The organism is Streptomyces griseorubiginosus (assembly GCF_001514195.1).
GTDB classification, from domain to species: domain Bacteria; phylum Actinomycetota; class Actinomycetes; order Streptomycetales; family Streptomycetaceae; genus Streptomyces; species Streptomyces griseorubiginosus.
On the sequence record NZ_KQ948734.1, the window covers coordinates 211,603 to 230,056 of the forward strand.

Below are 18,454 nucleotides of genomic sequence, written 5' to 3' on the forward strand. Positions count from 1 at the left end.
GTCAGGCCACGTTTTCGGTGCCGGGTAGCGGAGGTAGCGGACTTTCCGGGGGTGGGGGGCAGTAGCGGGCCCATGCGTCCCACAGATCGGCGACGTAGTAGCCCTTGAGGACGCTCCCGGCGGCCTTGATGTTGCGGGAGGCGATCGGCTCGTTGTCGGCCGTCATGTACTCCGCGAGCATCTTGGACAGGCGCCGGTTGTCGAGCGGCTTGCCGTGCAGGTCGGCCCAGGGGGCGTCGTCCAGGGCGTTGAGCCGGTCCAGGATGGCGACGGTGGGAAGGCGGTCGATGCCGACCATGACGTGATCGCGCAGGTCGGTCAGCAGCCGGACTCCGAGACTGCCTTTGTCGTTGGCCTTGGACGCGGTGACCAGGGCGACGCAGGCCGCCCGTGCCCGGTCGGGCCAGTTGCCGCCTGCGGCGTCTGCGATCGCGAGTAGCGGTTCCCACACGTCGGCGGGCCGGTCCGTGACGCCCTCGGGCAGGGTCGGCCACACGTTCATGACGCGTTCGCTGACCTGCTCTGCCCAGGTGGCGAGCCTGTCGCGCAGGGCGAAACCTTGCTTCTCGTGGATGCGGGTGCGGTAGGGCTCGATCTTCTCGTTGCGGGCCCTGCGGCGCATGCGGATGTTGACGGAGCGGTCCCGGATGGTGTCGGGCAGGTAGCCGAGTCCGGCCACGGCGACGGCTGCGTAGGAGTGGAAGGCCTGCACGGTCTGGTTGGCGCCGTCTCCCACGCAGCGGAACATCGGCCGGTTGCGGCGGTGTCCTGCGTTGATGAAGCCCCGGAGCTGCTCGTTCTCCCCGGCCTTGGGGCCGAAGATGGTGTCGATCTCGTCGAAGAGGATCGTGGGCCGTTTGCCGTCGACCCCTGCCACGGCGCGGAAGAGCGCGGCCGCGGAGGCGTCGACAGCGGCCATGGGGTTGGGCACGAGCGTTTCCACGATCTCCAGCGCACGGGACTTCCCGGACCCCGGTTCGGGCGACAGGAACGCAAGGCGCGGGGTGGACTCGAAGCAGTCGAGCAGGTGGGCGTGGGCGTCCCACAGGACCACGGCCACGTAGGCGGCCTCGTGGGGGAAGACGTTGAAGCGGCGGTGGAAGGCTTCCACCTCGTCCAGCAGCGCGGCCCCGTCGATGGGAGTGGGGGTCATGCGGCGGCCCTTCCTTCCTGGGGGGTGACCGGCGTGCCTGTGCAGGCGGCCCTGTGGTCCTGGTAGTCCGCGATCAACTGGGCGACGGTCCGCGGTCCGCGGGCGCGGCGACTCTCGCCACACGGGCAGGCCCATGCGGCGGTGGGGGTGTCGCCGTAGCGCTTGGACCAGCGGGCGCCGTCGTAGTGGTCGCGGTAGACGGGCGGGGCGTAGATGCGGATGCCGGGCTGCTCCGGTGTGGGGTCCGGGTCAGGTCCGGGGTCCTGGTCGGGGGCCGGGGAGCGGTCAGGGCGCAGAGCAGTGACGACGCCCTGCCGGGCGGCGTCCTTCGGGGCGCCTTCGGTCGGGCGGGGCGGGACCCATTTGGCGGCGTCCGGGCCGTCCTGGGCAAGGGTGATGCTCTTCAGATGGGGACGGGAAGGGGCGCTCATGCCGCATCCCGCCTGCCGGAGTTGTGGGCGATAGACCAGTTCAGGGCGCTGCGCAGGGTGGAGCGGCACTCAGCGACGGTGAGTCCAGCCGCCTCGCCCGCCTCCTGAAGAGCCTGCTCCACCACATGCCGGGGGAGGTCGCCCCACGCGACGAACCGTCCCAGGGCGCGCGCGGCACGGAACAACGCGGCTTCCCGCGAACCGAGTTGAGCCGCGGCGACGGATCGCACCTCACTGTCGAGCGCTACATCCGCATATCGCCGCGATTGCCCCGCTACGGCCACCGAAGGGGCCTGAGGCACCCTGGGGACCGGTTCGACGATGCTTTGCAGCCAGGAGGGCAGAGGGGTCGCCGCAGCGCCGCACAGAGCCTCGTAGACCCCGGAGGGGGTGCGGGATCCGGCGGCGACGACGTAGCCGCCCCATGCCCGGCTGTCGACCAACTCACCGATGGTTCCGGCCGTGTTGGGCAGGCGGATTCCGTCCGGGGCGGCGAGGTAAAAGTGTTCTCCGCCGCTCGCGGTCCGGGTCCGGTAGGTGTCCGGGACGGGGTGTCCGGCGCGCTTGCAGAGCGCTCGGAAGGTGTCCGCGCCGCTAGGCGCGTCCGAACTGCCCTTGTCCTTGGGCACGTCGAGGTCGACGACGACCAGCCCGGAGGGGCCGGTGGCGATGCCCACGTTGAACGGCGAGCGGGACCAGGCCGCACGGATGCGATCGGGGTCGGTGGTGGCGCGCTCTTCCCACTTGCGGTGCCCCGCGGTGCACTCCCCCGAGCGGGGGCAGGCCTGCTCGCCGTGCAGGGCAGGCCGCTTGGTGCCGGGGCGGAGGGGGAAGACGTGCCAACCGCGCTCGGCTGCGTCCAGCGCTGCACGCAGCAGCGCGGAACGAGGGTCATGGGTCATGCTGGATGTCTCCAGTTCCTTGTTGGGTGACTGGCTGGACAAGGGCGGCCCCGGTTCTTTGGCGAGACGCGGGGGCCGCCCTTGGCGTAGCTAGCGGTGGGTGGTGCGCTGCCACGGTTCGCGGCGACGGGCGCCGTGGGTGAGGCCGGCGGCGAGCATGTCTTCGTCGTCGATGCCGGTGCACGGACGCCATTCCTCGCGACCCTCTGGGGTGGCCCAGAGGGTCATGCCGTCGAGGTCGCACACAGTGCAGTCGGCGTGACTGCCTCGGTGGTTGGCGGTGATGTACATGCGCACCCGGGCGCCGTCCCGGGTCGGGAAGCTACGCACGGAGGTGGCGTCGACGGAGCCGAGGACGGCTTGCGCGACGCGGGGCACGTCCGGAGCAGCGCAGATGACACGGATCTCGAACACGGTGCGGGTCTCCTTCAGCCGTGGAAGTGGTTACGCTTGAAGATCGCTTTGCGGATGTTGACGGTGGTCCCGCCCTGGTGGCCGTGCGGCTTGAAGATCTGCACGGCCACGAACCCGCCGAAGCAGACAGCGGCGAGGGTGATGAGCTGAGTGATCAGCGCCGTAAGCGCCGTGATGAAGGTGGTGAGCAGGAGCAGGCCGCCGCACACCGCAAGGAACCCGACGCCTCCGAGGGCGACGTTCACGGCCGCACTGGAGACGGCCGGCTTGGCGGCGAGGGGTTCGGGCTGTACCGGGTTGATCGCATAGCCGGTGACCACGCGGCCGTCGGGCAGGACGATGCTCGCCACCGACGGAACCGTGCCCGGCTGGACGGGAACGACCGGGGCCTGTGCCATCAGGGCGGGCGGAAGCGGGGTCGGCTGGTGGACTTCCACGGCCCGCTCGACGGGGGCGTGGCGGATGGATTCGGGGTACATACGGAATCCCTTCGAAGGGCGGCCCGGGGAGGCAGGAGGGCCCCCCACCGGGGGTGCTGTGGAGGGGGTTTCAGGGGGTTGACCTGGGGTGCCTCCCCGCCTCCCCGAAACGATGTTTTCACTGATCAACGTGGGGGAGGCGGGTCGGGGAGGGGGTTGGGGAGTTCTCCCCGCCTCCCCGGAGCGGAGGGGTCTGCCTCCCCGCGATCAGGAGGCGGAAGTGGAATCCTCGTCGTCGCAGTTGGCGAGCGCGGTGAGGACGTCTTCGCGGCGGATGACCATGCGTCCGTGGGACTTGTAGGACTCGACGCCGGCAGCTTCCAGCACGCGCTTGAGATCGCCGTTGGTCCAGCGGCCGTAGGCGTCCTGGTCGAGCATTGCGAGCCGCTTGAGGACGTCGGTGGTCAGTGGGCGGGGTGAGTCGCCGATGGCGGTGGCGATGTCGGCGAGTGCATCGCGGTCCTCGCCTTGTTCGACCAGGGTCAGGGGGGTGAAGCCGTCGCGCATGGCCTTGGCGCGGTCGGTGATGGCGGTGGCGGCCTCGTCGTCGATGAAGTGGGTGCGGACCGTGATGGATGCCTGGCCGGCCGGGATGGCGATGCCGTCGGAGGCGACTACCAGCGTTCCCTTGTCTAGGCCCGGACGGAGCAGGTTGGGGGCGGCGCCGCCGTCGACGGCCTTGTCTCCCAGGGCCATGCGGGCCTGCGACTCGGTGCCCAGGGCGAGGGAGGCGCGGGTGTGGGCGCCCTCGCGGACCAGCTTGGGAAGGTTCTGGTCGGTGGGGTCCTGGGTGCCCTGCCACATCAGGACGTTGACGACACGGCCCTGGTTGTGGATTTTGCGGACGGCCATGAAGTACCGGGAGGTGGCCTTGGAGCCGCCGTAGGGGGCGCCCTCCTTGACCTTCCCGTCCTCGGTGACCCACGTGGTCTTGAGCGGGCACATGAACGCCACCTGGGCTTCGTCGACCAGGCCGATCAGGGGCGGGAAGGCAATGCTCGGGTCCAGGCGGCGCTGTTCCATGCGCCGTTCCATCTCCGTGACCAGGCCCTCGATCATCTCGGTCGCCTCGATCACGTGCTCATCGGTGGGACCTTGGATGAGGACGGTGGCCAGGCCCTCGAACATGGCCCAGTCGCCTGCGCCCTTGAGGTCGGCGATGCGGAACTCCACCGTCTTGTCCAGCACCGCCCACAGGGCCAGGGCCCGCAGCGCGGCCGTCTTGCCCTGGTTGGACAGACCGGTGATGAGCAGGTGGCGCTGATACAGCGACAGGGCGGCGGCATCGCCGCGCAGGTCCTGACCCCACGGGGCCTTGCCCTTGGCGTAGTCGGCGGTCAGTGTCTCGTCGGTGACCAGCGGGGACGGGCCGATCGGCTCGTCCAGGGCGCCGGAGTCGGCGACCCACAGCCGGACCGTGCGGGCGGCCTGTGGGATGGTGATGAACACTTCGTGCTCGTGGCGGGTCAGGTTCTCCGCGAGCTTGCGCCGCTTGGACTGCACCTCGTTGGTGGCCACGCCGGAGGGCAGGGTGACGTCGACCTCGACACCGCATCCGGCGATCCGGATCGGACCCAGCATGGACGCGCCGGCGTCGCCCATCTCCTTGATGGCGGTGCGCATCGCGGGGATGCCGAGGTCCCGGAGTGCCTTGACGACGATGGACGGGGTGATCGGCTCCCCTTCGCTGTTGCGGACGTTGGCGGGCATGACCCAGGCGGGGGCGGCTTGCTGCTTGCTGCCGACCGCCCACATGCCCAGCAGGGCGAACAGCGGCCCGAGGATCATCGCGTAGGGCCACACGACTTGCACGATCTGGATCAGCAGGCCGATGAACTCGATCGTGGCGGCGAGGGGGGTGATGACGTCGGTGATGTCGTGGTTGTTGATGGCCATGACGACCCCGAGGGCGACCAGGACGCCGATGCTCATGCCGACGCCGACCCCAACGCCCTTGGCGGCCTCGACCGGGGAGTGGAGCAGGTCCATGCGGCGGCGGTGGCGGGCCTCGCGGAAGCGCTGAAGTCGCTCCTCCCACTCTTCGGCTACCTCGTAGTTGCCGGCGGCTTCCGCCGCGCGAAGCATCCGTTCGTAGCGGGCACCGGTCTTGCCGTCCCAGGTGCGGCGGGCCACGATCCGGCCCCCGTTGACTGTGTAGATGCCGTGGCGGACCACAGCGCGGGCGGTCGTGCGGGTGGTCTCGTGGGTGACGGCCGTTCGCATCGCGCGTCCGGAGCGCACCCACAGCGGGACGGGCTTGGCGGGGGCGGGGTCGGGGACCACGGTCAGGGTGGTCACGGACGCATCCTGATCAGGGGTTTCGGGGCTCTTGTGGAGGCTGACGACGTTCTCGGACATGCTGAACGTGCTCCTGACTGCCCTGAGTAGGGCGGGAGTTGAAGAAGGAAGTGCCGGGGCGGGCCGGGTCCGTGGCAGGGACGGCCCGCCCCGACAGCAGAGAGAGGCGCCGCTCGTCAGGCGGCGGGAAGGGCGCTGGTGGGCGTGGTCACCACCAGCCGGACGACTTCTTGGTGGCCTTGGCGCGGGCGTCCTCGGTGAGGATGCGCTGTTTCTCGCCGTGCAGGGCGGTCAGTTCCGCGTTCAGCCGGGTCTCAGCGGCGGAGCCGATGGAGTCCATCCGGTTCTCGGCACCGCTGGTGCTGCGGCCCTGGTGGATGCTGCGGGCGCCACGGGCCATGGCACGCGACATGGCCAGGCGTTCACGGCTGGTCAGCGGCCACCACTCGCCCTTGCGGACGGCTTCCAGCTTGTTCTGGGTCCGCCGGATTTCCTTGTCCAGGCGGCGGATCTCAGCTTTCGACATGGTCAAGCACTCCTGAGGGGAGGGGAGTTGTCGGGGAAGGCGCAGGGCACGCACATGCCGAGCGTGGGCGGGATGACGTATCCGGCATCCCGTCGGCACTCGGGGCAGGTGCGGCGCGCGGTGTTGGCCTTGTCCAGGGCCGCCCACCGTGCCGGGGTCATCGGGCGGACTGGTTTGGCCTGGTCGATGCGGTAGAGGTAAGCGATGAGCGGGCCCCGGCGGCGGCGCGGCCGTTCGAGCTGGGCGGCCACGTCCTGACCGCCGGGGCGCAAGTTGAGCGCGCGGAGTTGGCGGCGGGTGGCGTAGCCGTCCGGGGCCAGGCGCCACCGGAACACCGGGAGCGTGCCCATCAGGACGTCGTGACGGCGGTGGCGGCGCGTTCGGCGAGCAGGGCGTCACGCAGCTTGCGGGCGTTGGCCGGCGAGGTGTGGATTGCGCGGCGGATGCCCTCAGCGGTCACCTTCGCATCCGCCCAACCTTCCGTCGCCGACCGTGCCTGATCGAGCAACTGAGCAGGGGTGCGTCGGGGTCGGGGTGATCGGGCAGCGTCGGGAACCCGGCCGGTCACCCCCCGCGGCGCGCTCGATCCCGCCGCCATGCTCCGCCCCTGCGGCGCCGCGATCGGCGGCGGGGTGGGGGCGGGGATGGCGGGCATCGGCTTGAGCGGAAGAATCGACTTGCCCGCATCGATCGCGACCGGTTCCGGTACCGGGAGCCGGGTCAGTGTCACGGCCGGGGCGGGGGTCGATTCCCCCAGGTCAGCCGTAGACCGTTTCCTCATAGTCTCGGTGGATTCCTCCGCATTCGCGGAGGTGGTGAGCGCGAGGGGTGTGGAGGTGCCGAACATCGACGCGAGGGCGGCATCGGCGCCCTCGGTGACCCGATCGCGCTGGACATCGAGCAGCCTCGATCCCAGGGCGGTGTCACCGACGCCGATCCGGCGGGCAAGGCGCCACGACTTGCGCTCCGAGAACTTCCTGACCCACTCGGTCGGGTGTTGAGCGGCGCGGGCGCGGTGGTAGGCGAGAGCCTGTACGAGGTCGGCGGTGTGCCGCTCGTGCTCCGCGTCGCGGCCGTCGGTGTGCACCACGATCCGGCGGGCGAGAAAGGCCATGCCTTCCGCGGAGACGGACATGCCCATCGGGGTCAGGGCGTAGATGACGGTGCGGGCCGGGTCGGGTGCGGCCATAGCGCCCATGACGGATGCGGCGGCGGGCAGCGCCCATAGGCCCATCCGTACGACGCGCGGTGAGGACTGCCCGAGCATGGTCAGTCCGAGCAGGACCAGGGCGAGCACGGCGGTGGCGCCCTCGCCGGCGGCGAGGGCGCCTAGGGCGGTGCCGCGTCCGTAGGCGTGGCCGATGTTGCTGTAGGTGCCGATACCGCCGATCACGCCCGTGGCGAGCATCGGCACGAACGCGGCCGTCAGCACACCGATCTGAATACGCGTCAGCTCGGTCCGGTTCACAGCGCACCCCCCGCGGTGAGCAGGAGGGCGAGGATGAGCAGGGCGCCGGCGGTCAGGGTGAGGTCGACCGCACGGCGCAGTCCGGTGAACTTGACCACCGCGAGTCGGGACAGGCCCGCCACGTCGGCGGCCAGATCTCGCGTAACGGCGTCGGTGATCTGCTCGGGGGTCAGGGTGGCCCACAGCGGGAAGCCATGACGGCCGGACAGGTTGGGGCGCACCGAGCGCAGCAGCAGGCCGGCCGCCGCGACCAGCAGGGCCGTGCCGAGTCCACCCACGATCACGGCGGGCAGGGTCAGGGGCAGGTCACGGGCGATCGTCCACGCGCCGGCGAGCACCGCGCCGACGAACGCCAACAAGAGCGCGACCTTGTTGTCGGTCCGCGCGATCTCCGCCTTCACCTCAGCGTGCGCGGCCGTCAGCTTCGGGTCGGTGGTGCTCATGCGCCGATCTCCGGAAGCGTGACGCTGGCGATGCAGTTGGCCAGGGTCCGACGCTCGTTCAACACGCGGTTGCGGGCGCGGCGGATGCGGCGGGTGTCCAGCTCGGTCGGGGTGCGGTCCAGGGTGATGATGTGTGCGTCGAGCAGGTCGACCTCCGCCAGGATCAGCGGCATCTCCTGCTCGATGGCGTCTAGCTCCGCGGCCGTCGGCTCGATGAAGTCGGCGAAGGCGGTAACAGCGTCCTGAACAGTGACGATGTCCTTCATTGGGTCGTGTTGTCCTCTCACAGGGTGAACGGCCCGAATAGCGGTCCCGGGTCTAGCCACCCGGGACCGCGCCGTTGAAGTCGGAACATCCGGCTCCCCTCGGCGCCGCTCGTTCGAGACGAGCGGCGGAGGCAACCGGCCGCAGGTGTTGAGCTGCGGAAAGGTCGGATTGCGCTGTACTCGTACGTCGGGACGGGACCCGCGTACGCCGCCCTCTTGCTCGCAGAGGTAGGGCGGTCTTCCTCATCAGCTCTCTTTTGAGTTCTCAAGCTGCTGTCGCTTCCTTCGAGCCCGTCTCACGGAGCCCTCCGGGCGTTGACGCAACCCTCGGTTCCCACCCGATTTGGCCGTAGGTGTGCCGAGGTTCAGCGACCGCCGCTCCCCGAGGGGACCGGCGGGCACATCCCTAAGGTTCCCTAGGGTTCCCTGTGGTGTCAAGCAGTAAGGTAGGGAACCTCAGGGAAGTGACGAAAAGGAGCAGGCGGACATGGCAGGTCAGGCCGACAATCGGGCGCCGTACGCGAAGATTGCCGCCCACTACACGGAGCTGATTACGTCCGGTCAGCTAGAGCCGGGCACCCTCTTGCCGAGCATCAAGAACCTCTCGGAAGAGTGGAAAGTGAGCACCGCGACAGCCGAGAAGGCCCTGCGCAAGCTGCGCAACGAGGGGCTTGTGCGGGGGATCCACGGGATCGGGACGGAGGTCCTGGACCAGCCCGCTCCGATGTCCTCGGGGTCTCAGCGCCAGGACCGTGGGCGCCGTACTGGATCTAGTTGGGGCGCAGGCGAAAGGTCGGACTCGCATCAGGCGGCCGTAGTCCCCGCGCCGGCCGACGTGGCCCAAGCGCTGGATATTCAGCCTGGCTCCGACGTGATCCGGCGAAGCCGGGTCTACCGCGACCGGCACGGCATCGTGGCCCACAGCACGTCATGGATCCCAATTCGGTACGGGAAGCTCATCCCACAGCTCGCGGAGAGCGAGCGTCTGATCGGAGGGACATCACTCCAACTCATCGCGCAGGTGACAGGCCACCCGATCAGCCACCGAATCGACTCCGCCTCCGCGAGCCTGCTCACGCCCGAGTACGCCCGCCTCTTGGAGCTGGACCCCGAAAACCCGCCGTCGGAGCCAGTGGTCGTGATGACGGCGAAGTTCGTCGACACCGAGGGCAGCATCGTGGAGTACGGCGTGGACCTTGGGGGACCTGGCCGTACATGGCGTACAGAGTCAGAGGTCTCGCCGTGAAGGCCCTAGATGACACGCTGGCGAGCGTGCTCGAAGATCGACTGGGGGACCTGCTCGCCGCCCGTAGAGCTGGCACAATCACGCCCGAAGCCGAAGCGGAGATGGCCGCCATCTCCCAGACCATGGTGAGACCGATGTCACCACGTTCACCGTTCTGCGTCCTGATGGCCGGGCTCCCAGGGTCCGGTAAGACCACCCTCTCCCGGGTTCTCACCGCGCGCGGCTTCGTACGGTTGTGTCCGGACGAGGAGATGTACCGCCGGCACGGTGTCTACGGGGTCGACTTTCCTCGAGGGATCTTCCCAACCCTTGAGCGCCCGGTGTTGGAGGACGTGGCGGTCCAGCTCACGGAGCACCTGAAGTCCGGGCATGACGTCGTCGTTGACCACGGCTTTTGGACCCCGAAGGATCGTGCTCACTGGCGAGCCATTGCCACCCAGGCTGGGGCCACTCCGGTGCTTGTCTACCTTTCGGCCAGCCATGAGCAACTTTGGTCGAGGGTCAGCAAGCGCAATGAGTTCCATGAAGACGACCCAAACTCGATTTACTTTTCTGAGAGCGACCTTCAGCGATACCGTGCTCGATTCATCGCCCCTCAGGCTGACGAACCACCGCACCTATTGTATGACGGCGACCCTGCCGTTGTGATTGCTGCTCTAGAAAAAGCTGAATTTGACTTGGGCTGACATCGAAAACGTGAGGAGCCGTGATGGCAGATAGTGCGCCAGCGGGGAATGCTGAAAATTTCTCGATCAATGTGCCTTCCGTGAAGCTCTTTAGTGGCGATACAGTCACTCTCCCTGCGGCAGGCGTAACTGCCATCGTTGGGCCTAACAATTCAGGAAAGTCGACATTTATTCGCGAGATGTCGACCCATATCAGGTATGGTCAGGCTAACGCTGGCAATCACGGCACCTCGCACGTGGTCGAAAGTGTACCCTTGGAATGGTCCGGGACTAGAGAGGATATTGAAGCACGGATTTTGCAAAGCGCCAAAAGGGTGAACACTGGCGGGCAAGGCCACTTCGTCCGACCTGGCGCACAGGTGCATGTAAATTCCATCGACTGGCGCTTCTCGGATTCTGCCATTAGTAATGGACTCCAAGAGATGTATGACCTGCTTGTATTCTTTGGGGATGCATGGCAGCGGATCAACGGTGCGAGTTCCGTCGAAATGCGGGATATTTTTGATGATCCAGCGGTGTCGCCTCTTCATGTGTTGCAGGATCGTGGTGATCTATTTTCTGAACTGTGCAATATTTCTATGGAGGTGTTCGGTCAGACGCTCACCCTTGACCGGCTAAGTAGGCAGGTCAATCTGAGGGTTGGCGAGCCCGGAATTCCTGCACCGGCAGTAGATAACATCGATCCCGGATATCGGGATGCCTTGTCGAAGTTGCCCATGTTGATGGAGCAAGGGGATGGGATGAAGAGCCTAATTGGGCTCCTTGTCTCGTTGGTTACCTCTGCGTACCCAATTGTTTTCATCGACGAGCCTGAGGCATTCCTGCATCCCCCGCAGGCAATTGCTTTGGGGAGGATCCTAGGCGAACAGGCAAGGGTGAAAAATACCCAAATTGTTCTGGCTACTCATGACCGGAATCTACTCTCGGGGCTTCTCCAGTCGGAGGTGGATGTATCGATCGTACGCTTGGAGAGGCGAGGTGACGATGGGACGCGGGCTCATCAGTTGAATGTTGGTGACCTGAGAGAAATTTGGAATGATCCGGTTCTGCGATACTCGAATGTGCTAGACGGGCTGTTTCATAAGGCGGTCGTATTGGCGGAGGCGGAACGTGATTGCACGTTCTATGCTTCCGCCCTTGAGTATTATGAGCCAAAGGACTCTCTCTCCATCCTTCCCGGGGACGTTCTATTCGTGCCAAGTGGAGGGAAGGATGGGTTCCCGCGCCTGGTGAAAGTGCTGCGCTCCGTCAGTGTTCCCGTTGTAGTGAGCCCTGATCTCGACATCCTGAATGATCGGGGGAAGGTTCGAATTCTTGTTGAGTCCATGGGGAAAGACTGGTCGGAGTTTCAGCAGGATTATGACAGGGCAACAGCGGAATTTAGACAGCCGCGTGAAGTCGTCACCGTGGGAAATGTTCTTGCTGCTTTGAATGGCGTATTCACCTCTAGGCAAGGGGAAACATTCACTGCGGGAGTTCGTCAAGAGTTCATGGCGCAGCTTAGAAGTAGGGGGAATCCTTGGTCCGCCTTGAAGGAATTCGGGGAGTTGGCTTTCCGTGGTGATCCGGTCGCAGCTCAAAGACTTCTGGGTAATCTTGAAGAGGCCGGCATCGTCCCTGTGAGGGTCGGTGAACTGGAGCGATTCGCTCCCAACCTTGGTGTGGCCAAGGGGGCAGCGTGGTTGCCAGCAGCCATTACGGCTGGATGCCACAAGGAGGACCCTGCCCGGAGGCATGTAGCTGCTCTGTTGAAGGCAGCCACGTAGGCGCCACGCCTCCTTCTCTTGGCTCGAACGATCCGAGCTCGAATCCTCGCAACCAAACTGCGGCCAGGTCGGTACTTCACCACTGCTGGATGAGAGAAAATTGCAATGCAATCCTGTATTGCAATGCAATCCACACCGACCTTAACAGTCATTGTTTTGCCGTGCCGGCGTTTACTCTACGAGGACGCCGGCACGGGTGAGTCAATCCAGCATCGCCTCATGAAGGCGTCGGGCTGTAACAGTGAGCAAGCGCCGGAGCTTCTCCTTGTTTTCGCCGTAGGTCTTGAGGGCGTGGCAGTTGGGACACAACGCGATCATGTTCCACGGGACGTCGTGTCCCTCTTTGGCGAGGTCTTTGACGTGGTCGACCTGCAAGATTGGCAGGCCGGCTGTGGTCAGCTCGGTGGGGTGGCCTGCGCATTGAGGGCTTTCACACCTGCCGCGGCAGCGCTTGATGACGGCAGCTCGCGCGCTGGGGTCACGGATATACTTGTCGGCCAGCGTGGGCTTCTTCATCCCGCGGCGGCGCTCGGCGTTCGCCTCAGCCTTCTGCGCCAGACGCCGATACGCATCCTGGTCGCTCTCTTCGACACTGGGGGCTCCAAGGGCGAGGTCGCTGGGACGGTAGTCACCAGTGTCGTCGTGGAGCTCCCCTGTATCGGCGTCCAGCGCTTCGAGCACTTCGGCGGGCCAGGTCTCCCGCTCCGGGGAAGGAACAGGCGCCAGCACCCAAAGAAATTCGCGACGGGGCAGCTTGTCCTCTCCCACGCCCCACCGTAGTCGGCGCTGCACGATCACGGCCCAGGTTTCGAAGCTGAACTGTCCCTGGTACGGCTTGTGCCAGTAGCGCAGCGGGCTACCAGCCGTCTGATGTTCGGCCATGAGCTCGTTGCCGTCAGTGAGCTTCTGGTCGCCAGACAGACCGTCGCCTACGTAGGCGATCCAGCTGGTGTCCGGGATGCGCCCATCGGCGTAAGGCCCCTTGTCGTCCGAGAAGACGCTCAGGATGCCATCAGCCAGGCAGCCGATCCCTGCCATCTTCTGACCGCCATAGACCCGCCAAATGGCATCCCTATCCTTGAACGTTTCCCCAAGCACCGGGCGCAGAGCATCCGGCCACCTGCCGGCGAGCAACTCGTGGAGGCCGAAGTCTTCGAGCAAGCCCGCTAGAAGCGGATGGAAGTAGCGCAGGATCAGTCCGGCAGCCGCGGATGCCGCGGCATCCGGGTGCGAGCGGAGCAGGTTGTAGTCGTCCTCGCGCAGACCGCCAAGGGGATTGACCTCATTCAGCGACTCCAGGGTTGGGCGTCGCCCGCGGCTGGTCAGGGTGAGGTCCTGCACCTGCTCGATGGTCCACAGCTCATCGCGAACAAGGGCCCAGAACGGGTACCGGGCCCCGTCCATACCGTCTTCCACCTGGCCGTACTTCACCAGCAGAGGTGCGACGGCATCACGTGTGGCTGCCCATGTCTGCATGCGGGGGTGCTCCGGCCAAAGCCTGGCCGATAGCCCAGAGCAGCAGGACGGGACGGTGCAGAGCGGGCCCCGTCGCACGTCGAGTCGGCCGGACGTCTCCCACGCGCCGGTGAAAGGTCTTGGGGGGTGCCACCACGGTGAAGTCCTCCCTCTGGAGCCACGCCACTGCATGCTTGAGGCCCCCGCTGAGCCCCGGAGAGGAGGGTTTGAGCGCTACACCGAAGTCGTACTTGTGGGCAACGCCAGCTATCGCCTTCGAGTCGTACAGGTTCCCCTCGTGCTCCAGGAGATAGGTAGCCGAGGCGCGGAAGCCGTAGGTGTCCCGGAACGCCTCCGGGCCGATCCGGTCGTGCTCCGCAATTGCCTGCAAGATGCCTGCACGAGTGATCTCAGAAGGTGCCATGCGCGACACCGTAGATCACAGCACTGACAGCGCGGTTGGCGGATCGATACGGCTCGACTGTGCTGGCTCGGTGCTAGCTCTCAACCGCCTTGCGCGGGCGGCCGCGACGGTTCGCCGACCGCAGGCCTAGGTGCACAAGTGTCTTCACGTGGTACATCTCCTTGAAGGCGGCTTCACGCGCCAACTCCTTCAACACCCTCTCCGTGGCGGCCTCATAGTTGGTCCGTGCGCCGCCGGCAGTAGTCGGTGACCAGATGACGTTGCCGCCTGAATCCGTTCCCTTCTCGAAGCGGACGAGGGTGTCCTCGAAGAGGAGGTGCTGCATCCTCTCTACGCCGTCCACCTTGCGGATCTTGCCTTCGGATCGGCCCCAAGGGAGCTCTGCGAGCGCATCGATGACGTCGTTCAGCGGGACACCGCAGAACCGTGCAGCTCCAAGGACGCCACCAATCACGTACAGGCCAGCTGGGGATCCGTGCAGATACTCCGCGCGGAACTGCTTGGGCGACAGACCCGCCCCGTCCGGGGAACGGCGAAGCTCCTTCCAGCCGGGAACCCTTTCATACGCGTAATCGAGAGCGGTCACAGTTTCGGTGACGACCGCCTCCAATTCGTCGTTGAGGTTGCCGCTTGATCCGGCACGCTCCTCGAGTACCTTGCGCACGTTCGCCTCGCGCGCATCGGGAGTGCGGTCCCTGAAGCCGACCAGCGTGGCGGTGGTGAACCCCCGCATGTGAGCGGTCGAGTACAGCGACTCCTCGCGTGCGGCGGAGCGCAGGTAAACGAGACGAGCGGGTTCGTCGGTGAGGAGTCGTGCACGGCGTCCTACCTGTGTACCGAGCCGATTCGCGTACGAACTCTGGTCAAGAGCCGTCATGAGTGCTGGGGAGATTGGCTTTGTCATCCCCGCCACCACGAACATCCTCGTGACCTCGTCCCGATCGCTCTGCACGAGTACCTGGACGGGGGCAGCACTCGCCTTCAGAACGCCCTCCTTCTTCTGGTCCTCGCCGAAGGAGGAGCCCTTGACCCGATCCCAGACTCGGGCGAGTGCCTCCAGCGTGTGCTGCCCGTTCTCGATGTGCATGGGTGTGCCTTGGTAGACCGTGAACATGCCGAACTCGACGCCGGGAGAGATGGAGTTGAAGCGCTTCCAGCGGAAGGTCTTCTCGCCGTCGATGTCCTTCGGGATGGCGAGCTGGATCTGTTGAATTGGGGTGTCGGGGCGGTCGTAGAGCCCGTTCGCGATCTTCTCCACATGCTTGAAGTCGATAGGGCGGTTGCCGTACTCCTCGTCATCAAGATCGAAGTCTTTGCGGACGATCACGCCCGACTCGGTGCGCGCCCTGAGCTCCACGAGGGCAGGCACGGGATGAACGAAGTTGAACGACGGCATGTCGCCGATCATGGTCCGGAACGCCGGAGTCCTGAACGAGACCGGGCGCATGTCCTCGCCCTCGGTCATCGCCTGAATGTCCGCCTCGGATGTCATCAACTTGCCCTTCGAAGATTTTGCCTGGCGATTTTTTTCCAGCTCGCCACGCGCGCGTCGCGAGCGTAATCTTGCGTTGTGCTGCTACGCAACCACTCCGGTGTCCGTGGGTGACTGTCATGCGCCGCCTGATGGTCGCAGATGTTGAATCTCTGCAGCTCAGCCATGGTGTGGAGGTCGCTCCATGACGGAATGGTGGCGCTGCGAAACGGGGTCGCCTGGAGGGGGCACGGGGGCCGGGCGGCGAAGTCCTCCTGCGCTACGCGCGAGCGGGGGTGGAGGTCTACGGCCTTGGGTAGTTGCGGCACCTCACCCCGTGTGACTACGCTCCGCTCGTGAGCCTGGCTCTGTGCGCAAAAATGGCCTGGCTAAAAACGAGAGGGCCGGGAGAACCCTGACGCTTCTCGTGGTCCACGCCGCCGCGGTCGCCGAGGGCATAACCCTCCGCGGAGTCGCGATGTAGGTCAGCAGTTGTTGGTGGAGCCGCGCCCCAAGTCGTCGAAAACCGAAACGCGGCCCACCCAGAACCCTCGAAAGGGGCCCAATGTCAGTAGACAGTAAGTCACCCCTGCCCGACAACCATGGCGATGATCAGCCGCCCGACGACCGCGAGGGGCAACTGACGGGGGTGGACGTGGCGGTCCGGCTCATTGGGGTCGCCATCGTCTTCGCCATCGTCGACACCCAGATCCCGCTGGACCTCGGGGAGTACTTCGTCAGCATCCTGAGCGTCTATGGCGCTTATCTGTTGGCGCGGATGGGTGGTCCCGAGCCGCCGACTGGAGGTCTCCTGGTCGCGTAGCGAAGTTCCGTGAGGCGCCCTCGGACCGAAGTCGTCCCCCACGTGTCCCCCGCAGGAGGCTCCATTGCCTGTCGTGCCAGGCGGGGCGCGTGAGACCCGGCCCGCTGTAAATCTGCCGGCTCAGCCTTCCCAGGTTCGAATCCTGGCGCCGCCACGCTGAGAAAGAGACCCCCTCTGAACTGCGGAAACGCAGAACGGAGGGGGTTTCTTCGTGTGCTGGGGTGCGAGAGGTGATTTGCCTCACCGGGCCTGGGTGGGTCGTGCCGAGGCGGGACGGGGCGGCCTGGGTCAGGACACGTGTTCGTGTTCTTCCTGCAAGGCCGAGCGCATATAGCCGTAACGCTCCCTCGTGCGGCGGCGCATCCAGAGGATCCAGAGGCAGAAAGCTGCCGTGCCCAGGGCGAAGACGAACGGGAAGACCAGCGAGCCGGTGGCCACCCCCAGGGCGAGCAGCGCTGCCGCGGCCAGACCCATGAGAGCCAGCCAGTACGGCAGCCAGCGGGCGCTGCGTTCGAGCCGTTGCTGCTGGTCGTCCACCAGCTTGCGCATGGCCGCGCGTTCCTCGGGGTCGGTCGGCACCTCGCGGTGGCGGATCCGGCGGCCCAGTTCGGCGAGTCCGCGTGCGTCGGTGCCTGCCGCGCGGCGGGCCCTGCGGCGCTGTACGGCGACGATCGTCACGGCGATGGCGGTGTAGAGCGCCGCCCGCACCACCCACAGGACCGGGTCCCGGTCCCAGCGGATCAGGGCGGTGACGCCCACGCACACAAGAAAGATCAAGACCGCCTGTGCGGCCAGACTGCGGTCGAGCCAGCGCTTGAAGGAGCGCACGGCACGTACCTCCTCGGAATCGACGGTTACCGCTGTCGTTTCCGAATACCCCTTCGAGAACGGCCTATTGGGGTGAGGGGAGCGAGCGGGTGGGTGGGTGAGTGGGTGGGGCAGTGCAGGTCGCGTCCGTCGGCACGGCCCCGGACCCTCCGACCACCCACGGTCCCTGACGCTCCGACCGCCCACGGTCCCCGACGCTCCGACCGTCACGGTTCCAGGCCTTGCGACCGCCCACGTCCCCGACGCTCCGACCGTCACGGTTCCAGGCCTTGCGACCGCCCACGTCCCCGACGCTCCACCATCACGGTTCCAGGCCGCCCACGGTCCCCGACCTCCGACCGCCCACGGCCCCAGACCCTCCGACCCGCCCGCGGTCCCAGACGCACGATCCCCGCTCCTCCGGGGCACACTGACTGCATGTCCAGTCGTCGCAGGCTCTGCCCCGAGTGCCGTCGAGAGATCGCGGTCGTCGCCGGTCGCTTCGCACGGCACGATCCGCCCGGAGCCCGCGAAAGAGGTCAGCTGGTCTCCTGCCCGGGTTCCCGCAGACAGGCGGAACTCGGAGCGGCACAACCGTCGTTGGACGGGTACACGGTCCCCGTGGTCCCCGGCCAGCTCCCGCTGTTCTGAACTGCCTCCCCAGTCAACCTCAGTTGCCCGCCACCGACTTGACCGCCACCGACACCGGCGTGGAACCGCTGATCAGTTCCAGCGTCAGCCCGGACGTCGCGGGTGTGTCCAGCAGTTCCGCGAGTACGGCGGCCACGTCGTCGCGCGGGATCGGGCCCCGCCCGGTGTGCGCCTCCAGCCGTACGAGGCCCTTGCCGGGGTCGTCCGTGAGGGCGCCCGGGCGCAGGATCGTCCAGTCCAGGGCGTCCAGGCCGCTCACATAGGCGTCCGCCTCGCCCTTGGCGCGCAGGTACACGTCGAAGATCTCGTCGCCCTCGTGGTGCGGGTCGGCGCCCATGGACGACACGATCACAAAGCGCCGTACGCCCGCCCGTACCGCCGCGTCCGCGAACAGCACCGCTGCGGCCTTGTCCACCGTGTCCTTGCGAGCCACGCCGCTGCCAGGGCCCGCGCCCGCCGCGAAGACCGCCCCGTCGGCGCCTTGCAACGAAGCCGCGACCTCCTCGACCGAGGCCGACTCCAGGTCCAGCACGACCGGTTGGGCGCCGGCGTCCCGGAGGTCGTCGCCCTGTTCCGCGCGGCGGATGATCCCCGCGACCTCGTCTCCGCGCGCGGCGAGCAGCCGCTCCAGCCGCAGCGCGATCTGACCATGTCCACCAGCGATGACAATGCGCATGTCTTCGACCGTACGCCCCAACAGCCGCATCCGCCTGTGCCGTCCGGCGCACAGGGACCCGCTACGGCC

General features: G+C 66.7%; 19 protein-coding genes and 1 pseudogene. 5 read left to right on the forward strand and 15 right to left on the reverse strand.

Going from position 1 to position 18,454, the window contains the following annotated elements:
• Nucleotide 1: 1 nt before the first annotated feature.
• The 11 genes from AQJ54_RS01000 to AQJ54_RS01050 all read right to left on the reverse strand — a co-directional run bounded on the left by AQJ54_RS01000 (nucleotide 2) and on the right by AQJ54_RS01050 (nucleotide 8,380).
• Nucleotides 2-1,153: a DUF3631 domain-containing protein gene (locus AQJ54_RS01000; protein WP_062232944.1), complete on the reverse strand. Its 1,152-nt coding sequence runs from the start codon at nucleotides 1,151-1,153 to the stop codon at nucleotides 2-4.
• Entirely contained in the window at nucleotides 1,150-1,584 is a 435-nt protein-coding gene (locus tag AQJ54_RS01005; protein WP_211278481.1) for a hypothetical protein, read from the reverse strand. The genes AQJ54_RS01000 and AQJ54_RS01005 overlap by 4 nt, the downstream gene beginning before the upstream one ends.
• Entirely contained in the window at nucleotides 1,581-2,486 is a 906-nt protein-coding gene (locus AQJ54_RS01010; RefSeq protein WP_062232946.1) for a bifunctional DNA primase/polymerase, read from the reverse strand. Before AQJ54_RS01010 ends, AQJ54_RS01005 begins: the two co-directional genes overlap by 4 nt.
• 90 nt (nucleotides 2,487-2,576) lie before the next feature.
• Entirely contained in the window at nucleotides 2,577-2,900 is a 324-nt protein-coding gene (locus tag AQJ54_RS01015; RefSeq protein ID WP_062232949.1) for a hypothetical protein, read from the reverse strand.
• Nucleotides 2,901-2,914: 14 nt separating this feature from the next.
• Complete coding sequence (locus tag AQJ54_RS01020; RefSeq protein ID WP_062232952.1) at nucleotides 2,915-3,379, reverse strand: hypothetical protein; 465 nt, start codon at nucleotides 3,377-3,379, stop codon at nucleotides 2,915-2,917.
• A gap of 207 nt (nucleotides 3,380-3,586) precedes the next feature.
• The gene (locus AQJ54_RS01025) at nucleotides 3,587-5,737 is read right to left on the reverse strand and encodes an FtsK/SpoIIIE domain-containing protein (RefSeq protein ID WP_062232954.1); all 2,151 of its coding nucleotides are present in this window, start codon (nucleotides 5,735-5,737) and stop codon (nucleotides 3,587-3,589) included.
• A gap of 148 nt (nucleotides 5,738-5,885) precedes the next feature.
• Complete coding sequence (locus tag AQJ54_RS01030) at nucleotides 5,886-6,203, reverse strand: hypothetical protein (protein WP_062232957.1); 318 nt, start codon at nucleotides 6,201-6,203, stop codon at nucleotides 5,886-5,888.
• A 2-nt stretch (nucleotides 6,204-6,205) separates the two neighbouring features.
• Nucleotides 6,206-6,553, reverse strand: coding sequence for an RRQRL motif-containing zinc-binding protein (locus AQJ54_RS01035; RefSeq protein WP_062232960.1), 348 nt, complete (start codon nucleotides 6,551-6,553; stop codon nucleotides 6,206-6,208).
• Nucleotides 6,553-7,611 (reverse strand): conjugal transfer protein, encoded by a 1,059-nt coding sequence (locus tag AQJ54_RS01040; RefSeq protein ID WP_428843771.1) that lies wholly within the window; start codon nucleotides 7,609-7,611, stop codon nucleotides 6,553-6,555. Before AQJ54_RS01040 ends, AQJ54_RS01035 begins: the two co-directional genes overlap by 1 nt.
• Nucleotides 7,612-7,667: 56 nt before the next feature.
• Complete coding sequence (locus AQJ54_RS01045; protein WP_062232967.1) at nucleotides 7,668-8,114, reverse strand: Pycsar system effector family protein; 447 nt, start codon at nucleotides 8,112-8,114, stop codon at nucleotides 7,668-7,670.
• Nucleotides 8,111-8,380, reverse strand: a complete 270-nt coding sequence (locus tag AQJ54_RS01050; RefSeq protein ID WP_062232971.1) for a DUF6284 family protein — start codon at nucleotides 8,378-8,380, stop codon at nucleotides 8,111-8,113. Before AQJ54_RS01050 ends, AQJ54_RS01045 begins: the two co-directional genes overlap by 4 nt.
• 487 nt (nucleotides 8,381-8,867) lie before the next feature.
• On the opposite strand from AQJ54_RS01050, the gene AQJ54_RS01055 reads away from it, so the two are divergent.
• From AQJ54_RS01055 to AQJ54_RS43125, 3 genes are read left to right on the forward strand one after another with little or no spacing between them, the layout of a single operon-like run.
• Nucleotides 8,868-9,626, forward strand: a complete 759-nt coding sequence (locus tag AQJ54_RS01055) for a GntR family transcriptional regulator (protein ID WP_062232974.1) — start codon at nucleotides 8,868-8,870, stop codon at nucleotides 9,624-9,626.
• Nucleotides 9,596-10,312: a P-loop nucleotide/nucleoside kinase family protein gene (locus AQJ54_RS01060; protein ID WP_062232976.1), complete on the forward strand. Its 717-nt coding sequence runs from the start codon at nucleotides 9,596-9,598 to the stop codon at nucleotides 10,310-10,312. Before AQJ54_RS01055 ends, AQJ54_RS01060 begins: the two co-directional genes overlap by 31 nt.
• 23 nt (nucleotides 10,313-10,335) lie before the next feature.
• Complete coding sequence (locus AQJ54_RS43125; protein ID WP_079069676.1) at nucleotides 10,336-12,078, forward strand: AAA family ATPase; 1,743 nt, start codon at nucleotides 10,336-10,338, stop codon at nucleotides 12,076-12,078.
• A 201-nt stretch (nucleotides 12,079-12,279) separates the two neighbouring features.
• Here the strand turns inward: AQJ54_RS43125 and AQJ54_RS01065 are convergent.
• Together AQJ54_RS01065 and AQJ54_RS01070 are read right to left on the reverse strand one after the other, a co-directional pair.
• Nucleotides 12,280-13,957 (reverse strand): annotated as a pseudogene (locus tag AQJ54_RS01065) (SRA domain-containing endonuclease).
• A 73-nt stretch (nucleotides 13,958-14,030) separates the two neighbouring features.
• The gene (locus tag AQJ54_RS01070; protein WP_159055494.1) at nucleotides 14,031-15,422 is read right to left on the reverse strand and encodes a DNA sulfur modification protein DndB; all 1,392 of its coding nucleotides are present in this window, start codon (nucleotides 15,420-15,422) and stop codon (nucleotides 14,031-14,033) included.
• Nucleotides 15,423-15,993: 571 nt separating this feature from the next.
• Here AQJ54_RS01070 and AQJ54_RS01075 point away from each other — a divergent pair.
• Nucleotides 15,994-16,251: a hypothetical protein gene (locus AQJ54_RS01075; RefSeq protein WP_062232987.1), complete on the forward strand. Its 258-nt coding sequence runs from the start codon at nucleotides 15,994-15,996 to the stop codon at nucleotides 16,249-16,251.
• A 288-nt stretch (nucleotides 16,252-16,539) separates the two neighbouring features.
• Here the strand turns inward: AQJ54_RS01075 and AQJ54_RS01080 are convergent, their stop codons facing one another.
• A complete protein-coding gene (locus AQJ54_RS01080; protein WP_062232990.1) occupies nucleotides 16,540-17,079 on the reverse strand; it encodes a hypothetical protein in 540 nt (179 codons plus the stop codon).
• Between the two features lie 417 nt (nucleotides 17,080-17,496).
• On the opposite strand from AQJ54_RS01080, the gene AQJ54_RS46560 reads away from it, so the two are divergent.
• Nucleotides 17,497-17,709, forward strand: a complete 213-nt coding sequence (locus tag AQJ54_RS46560) for a hypothetical protein (protein ID WP_078616641.1) — start codon at nucleotides 17,497-17,499, stop codon at nucleotides 17,707-17,709.
• A gap of 19 nt (nucleotides 17,710-17,728) precedes the next feature.
• Here the strand turns inward: AQJ54_RS46560 and AQJ54_RS01085 are convergent, their stop codons facing one another.
• Nucleotides 17,729-18,385 (reverse strand): SDR family oxidoreductase, encoded by a 657-nt coding sequence (locus AQJ54_RS01085; protein ID WP_062234787.1) that lies wholly within the window; start codon nucleotides 18,383-18,385, stop codon nucleotides 17,729-17,731.
• Between the last annotated feature and the right edge of the window lie 69 nt (nucleotides 18,386-18,454).

Coding starts and splice junctions, on each gene's coding strand:
- AQJ54_RS01060 (WP_062232976.1), top strand. CDS start 9,596: ATGGCGTACAGAGTCAGAGGTCTCGCCGTGAAGGCCCTAGATGACACG.
- AQJ54_RS43125 (WP_079069676.1), top strand. CDS start 10,336: ATGGCAGATAGTGCGCCAGCGGGGAATGCTGAAAATTTCTCGATCAAT.
- AQJ54_RS01010 (WP_062232946.1), bottom strand. CDS start 2,486: ATGACCCATGACCCTCGTTCCGCGCTGCTGCGTGCAGCGCTGGACGCA.
- AQJ54_RS01025 (WP_062232954.1), bottom strand. CDS start 5,737: ATGTCCGAGAACGTCGTCAGCCTCCACAAGAGCCCCGAAACCCCTGAT.
- AQJ54_RS01000 (WP_062232944.1), bottom strand. CDS start 1,153: ATGACCCCCACTCCCATCGACGGGGCCGCGCTGCTGGACGAGGTGGAA.
- AQJ54_RS01045 (WP_062232967.1), bottom strand. CDS start 8,114: ATGAGCACCACCGACCCGAAGCTGACGGCCGCGCACGCTGAGGTGAAG.
- AQJ54_RS01035 (WP_062232960.1), bottom strand. CDS start 6,553: ATGGGCACGCTCCCGGTGTTCCGGTGGCGCCTGGCCCCGGACGGCTAC.
- AQJ54_RS01005 (WP_211278481.1), bottom strand. CDS start 1,584: ATGAGCGCCCCTTCCCGTCCCCATCTGAAGAGCATCACCCTTGCCCAG.
- AQJ54_RS01050 (WP_062232971.1), bottom strand. CDS start 8,380: ATGAAGGACATCGTCACTGTTCAGGACGCTGTTACCGCCTTCGCCGAC.
- AQJ54_RS01020 (WP_062232952.1), bottom strand. CDS start 3,379: ATGTACCCCGAATCCATCCGCCACGCCCCCGTCGAGCGGGCCGTGGAA.
- AQJ54_RS01085 (WP_062234787.1), bottom strand. CDS start 18,385: ATGCGCATTGTCATCGCTGGTGGACATGGTCAGATCGCGCTGCGGCTG.
- AQJ54_RS46560 (WP_078616641.1), top strand. CDS start 17,497: ATGTCCAGTCGTCGCAGGCTCTGCCCCGAGTGCCGTCGAGAGATCGCG.
- AQJ54_RS01055 (WP_062232974.1), top strand. CDS start 8,868: ATGGCAGGTCAGGCCGACAATCGGGCGCCGTACGCGAAGATTGCCGCC.
- AQJ54_RS01040 (WP_428843771.1), bottom strand. CDS start 7,611: ATGCTCGCCACGGGCGTGATCGGCGGTATCGGCACCTACAGCAACATC.
- AQJ54_RS01075 (WP_062232987.1), top strand. CDS start 15,994: ATGTCAGTAGACAGTAAGTCACCCCTGCCCGACAACCATGGCGATGAT.
- AQJ54_RS01070 (WP_159055494.1), bottom strand. CDS start 15,422: ATGACCGAGGGCGAGGACATGCGCCCGGTCTCGTTCAGGACTCCGGCG.
- AQJ54_RS01030 (WP_062232957.1), bottom strand. CDS start 6,203: ATGTCGAAAGCTGAGATCCGCCGCCTGGACAAGGAAATCCGGCGGACC.